Origin of the sequence: Selenomonas sp. (genome assembly GCF_052169755.1) — a bacterium.
In the GTDB taxonomy this organism is placed as follows: domain Bacteria; phylum Bacillota; class Negativicutes; order Selenomonadales; family Selenomonadaceae; genus Selenomonas.
Genome location: NZ_JBQNBV010000163.1, coordinates 1 through 3829 on the forward strand (window position 1 = coordinate 1; position 3829 = coordinate 3829).

Consider the following 3829-nt stretch of genomic DNA (forward strand, 5'->3'; position numbering starts at 1 on the left):
ACCGTGCGCGATGGCGTCCGCCCCCTCCGCTTTCGCAATCTCAACGAGACGCTTGGCGATAAGAGGACGCGCGAACGACGTACCCAAGAGGTACTTGCCCTCGTAGACCGCCTGCGCATTGAGCGTCGGCCAGACGTAGTCTTCGAGGAATTCCTGCGTAAGGTCTTCGACGTATGCCTTCGACGCGCCGGACTTCAGCGCCTTGTCATGCACGGGAGCGACCTCATCGCCCTGCCCGATGTCCACGCACGCCGCGATGACCTCGCAGCCGTCATAGTTCTCCTTGAGCCACGGAATGATGACGGATGTGTCCAGACCGCCCGAATATGCGAGTACGACTTTCTTCACTTTTACCTTTGCCATGAAAAAACAACTCCTTAGAATAGTTTATATGAAAGAATACTAGATGCAATGGGATTTTCCTGCTAGTCCGCCATCAAAAGCGCCAGGATCGCCTTCTGCGTATGCAGACGGTTCTCCGCTTCGTCGAAGATCACGTCGGCGAATTTCTCTAAAACATCGTCTGTGATCTCCTCTCCGCGATAGGCGGGCAGGCAATGCATGACGATGGCGCGTTTGTCGGCGGCGGCGAGCAGGTCGCTGTTGATCTGGTACGGCGCGAAAATCTTCTTGCGCTCCTCGTGCTCCGCCTCCTGCCCCATGCTCGCCCATGTATCCGTCACGAGGATGTCGGCGTCCTTCGCCGCTGCAAACGGGTCGGTCACGAGCGCGATGCTCGCACCCGTCGCCTTCGCATCTTCCCGCGCCCTCTGCGTCACCCCTTCATCGGGTGCGTAGTCCGCAGGCGTCGCAGCGACGAAGTTCATGCCCGTCTTTGCCGCCGCATACATCAGAGAATGCGTCATATTGTTGCCGTCGCCGACGTACGCCATCTTCAGCCCTTTGAGATTCTTTCCCTTGTGCTCACGAATCGTCAGAAGGTCGGTCAGCGCCTGGCACGGATGGAGGAGATCGGTCAAGGCGTTGATGACGGGAATGTCGGCATACTTGGCGAACTCCTCCACCTTCTCATGCTCGAAGGTGCGAATCATCACGCCGTCGAGATAGCGCGAGAGGACGCGAGCCGTATCCTTGATCGGCTCGCCGCGCCCGATCTGCAAGTCGCGGTTCGAGAGGAAGAGCGCCTGTCCGCCGAGCTGAAACATGCCCGTCTCAAAGGAGACGCGCGTCCTCGTCGATGATTTCTCGAAGATCATGCCGAGCGTCTTGCCCGCGAGAACGCGATGCTCGATGCCCGCCTTCTGCATCGCCTTGAGTTCTTCGGCAAGCGCGAGAATCGCCTCGACCTCCTCAGCGGAAAGATCGTGAATGGAAAGTAAATCCCTGCCTTTTAACATACGTTTTCCTCCCCTTCATTCCTTGGCGTATTTCGCCAGAATCGGCTCCAAGATCGCACAGAGCTCGTCGATATGCGCTTCCTTAACGATCAGCGGCGGCACGAAGCGCAGGACATTTCCCGCCGTGCAGTTGATGATCGCGCCGTGCTCCAAGCACTCGTTGACAATGCCGCGCCCCTCAACGGTCAGCTCCATGCCGAGCAGAAGCCCCTTGCCGCGCACTTCCTTGATGAGCGTCGGATGCTTCTTTTGAAAGCCTTCGAGCTTTTCACGGAAATACGCGCCGACTTTATCGACGTGACCCAAGATGCCCTCTTTCTGCACCGTGTCGAGCACGACGTTCGCCGCCGCGCACGCGAGAGGATTGCCGCCGAAGGTCGTGCCGTGATCGCCCGCATGGAACGCGCCCGCCACCTCGTCCGTCACGACGAACGCACCGATGGGCACGCCGCCCGCCAGCCCCTTGGCGAGCGTCACGATATCGGGCTGCACGCCGAAATGTTCGTAAGCGAACATCTTGCCCGTGCGCCCCATGCCGCATTGGATCTCATCGAAGATCAGCAGTGCGTCGTTCTCGTCGCAAAGCTCGCGCACGCGCTTCAAGTATTCTGCCGTCGGCACATGGACGCCGCCCTCGCCCTGAATCGTTTCGAGCAGGACGGCGCACGTCTTCGCGCTCATCATTTTTTCCAGCTCTTCAATATCGCCGTAATGCACATAGTCGAATCCCGCAGGCAAGGGACCGAATCCCTCATGGTATTTCGGCTGTCCCGTCGCGGTCAATGTCGCGAGCGTGCGTCCGTGAAAGCTGTGCCACGCCGTGATGATCTGCGACTTTTCAGGATCTTTCGCGTGCGCATACTTGTGCGCGATCTTGATTGCGCCTTCGTTCGCTTCCGCGCCCGAGTTGGCGAAAAACGCCTTGCCCAACCCCGAAAGGCGCACGAGCCTTTCCGCCGCATCTGCCTGCGCCTGCGTGTAATAGAGATTCGAGCAGTGAATCATGCGCCCCGCCTGTTCGGCGATCGTCTGGACGAGCGGCGCATAGGCGTGACCGAGCACGTTGACCGCGATGCCCGCGAGGAAGTCGATGTACTTCCTGCCGTTGTTGTCGAAGACGTAGACGCCCTCGCCGTGGTCGAGCACGATCTTATAGCGATTGAACACGGGCAGATAGCCCGCCGCGTCCTTCGCGTAGATCGCTTCATCTGTTTCTTTCATCATTTCCCCCGCTTTCCCATGCGCCGTCACTTCACGACCTGCGTGCCGATGCCCGCCGAGGTGAAGATTTCCAAGATGATGGAGTGGGCGAGCCTGCCGTCGATGATATGCGTCTTTGCCGCGCCCGCATCGAGCGCCCTCAGGCACGCTTCCACCTTCGGGATCATGCCGCCCGTCAAGGTGCCATCCTCAATGTAGCGCCGCGCGTCCGCCGCCGCCAGTGTCGAGATGAAGGATGATTTATCCTCATAGTCCTTATAGACGCCCTCGACATCCGTCAAGAGCAGGAGCTTCTCCGCCGCAAGCGCACCCGCGATCTCCGCCGCCACATCGTCGGCATTGATATTGTAGCTCTCGCCGTCCGCACCGACGCCGATGGGCGCGATGACGGGGATGTAGTCGTGCGCGATGAGATCGCGCAAAAGGCGCGTGTCGATGGTTTCGACCTGTCCGACATAGCCGATGTCGATCTTCCTGCTCGCTTCACCTTCGTAGACCGTCGCGAGCTTCTTTTTCGCGCGGATGAGGTTCGCATCCTTACCCGACAGCCCGACGGCGCTGACGCCGCGACGGTTGAGGAGCGTCACGATGTCGGAGTTGATCTTGCCGTCGAGCACCATCTCGGCGATCTCGACCGTTTCCGCATCCGTCACGCGCAGGCCGCTGATGAATTCCGTCTCCTTGCCGACCTTGCCGAGAAAGCCCGTGATCTCAGGGCCGCCACCATGCACGATGACGGGCTGTATACCGACGTACTTCATCAGCGCCACGTCCTGCATGACTTTTTCCTTGAGCTCTTCATTGATCATGGCGTTGCCGCCGTACTTGATGACTACGGTCTTGCCATAAAATTCCTGTATATAAGGCAGCGCCTCGACGAGGATCGCCGCCTTGTCGTTTGCCGCAAACATCGCTTCACCGCCTCAGGTATGGTACTCGCCGTTGATCTTCACATACTCATAGGAAAAGTCGCACGTCCAGACCGTCGCTTCCGCGCCGCCCAACCCCATCTCGATGTCGATGACGATGTCGTGCTGCGCCATGACCTTGCGCAGCGCATCCGCATCAAAGGGCGCACCCGTACCGTTCGCATAGACGGGGATGCCGCCGAACTTCACGACGGTCTTTTCCGGCGTCATGGGAACGCCCGCATAGCCGACGGCGCAGATGACGCGCCCCCAATTCGGATCTTCTCCGAAGAACGCCGTCTTGACGAGCGGCGACTTCGCGACGCTCATCGCGACCTGCTT

5 protein-coding genes are annotated in these 3829 nt (G+C 59.5%); all 5 read right to left on the minus strand.

The features are described 5' to 3' along the window. A partial coding sequence (locus ACTTKG_RS09600; RefSeq protein WP_442673983.1) for an argininosuccinate synthase domain-containing protein occupies positions 1 to 363 on the minus strand: 363 nt, incomplete at its 3' end. A 62-nt stretch (positions 364 to 425) separates the two neighbouring features. Beyond that, positions 426 to 1358, minus strand: a complete 933-nt coding sequence (argF, locus tag ACTTKG_RS09605) for an ornithine carbamoyltransferase (RefSeq protein WP_442673984.1) — start codon at positions 1356 to 1358, stop codon at positions 426 to 428. Between the two features lie 15 nt (positions 1359 to 1373). Beyond that, positions 1374 to 2579, minus strand: coding sequence for an aspartate aminotransferase family protein (locus ACTTKG_RS09610; protein WP_442673987.1), 1206 nt, complete (start codon positions 2577 to 2579; stop codon positions 1374 to 1376). A gap of 26 nt (positions 2580 to 2605) precedes the next feature. Then, positions 2606 to 3490: an acetylglutamate kinase gene (gene argB / locus ACTTKG_RS09615; RefSeq protein ID WP_442673985.1), complete on the minus strand. Its 885-nt coding sequence runs from the start codon at positions 3488 to 3490 to the stop codon at positions 2606 to 2608. 12 nt (positions 3491 to 3502) lie between these two features. Beyond that, a partial coding sequence (locus tag ACTTKG_RS09620; protein ID WP_442673986.1) for a bifunctional ornithine acetyltransferase/N-acetylglutamate synthase occupies positions 3503 to 3829 on the minus strand: 327 nt, incomplete at its 5' end.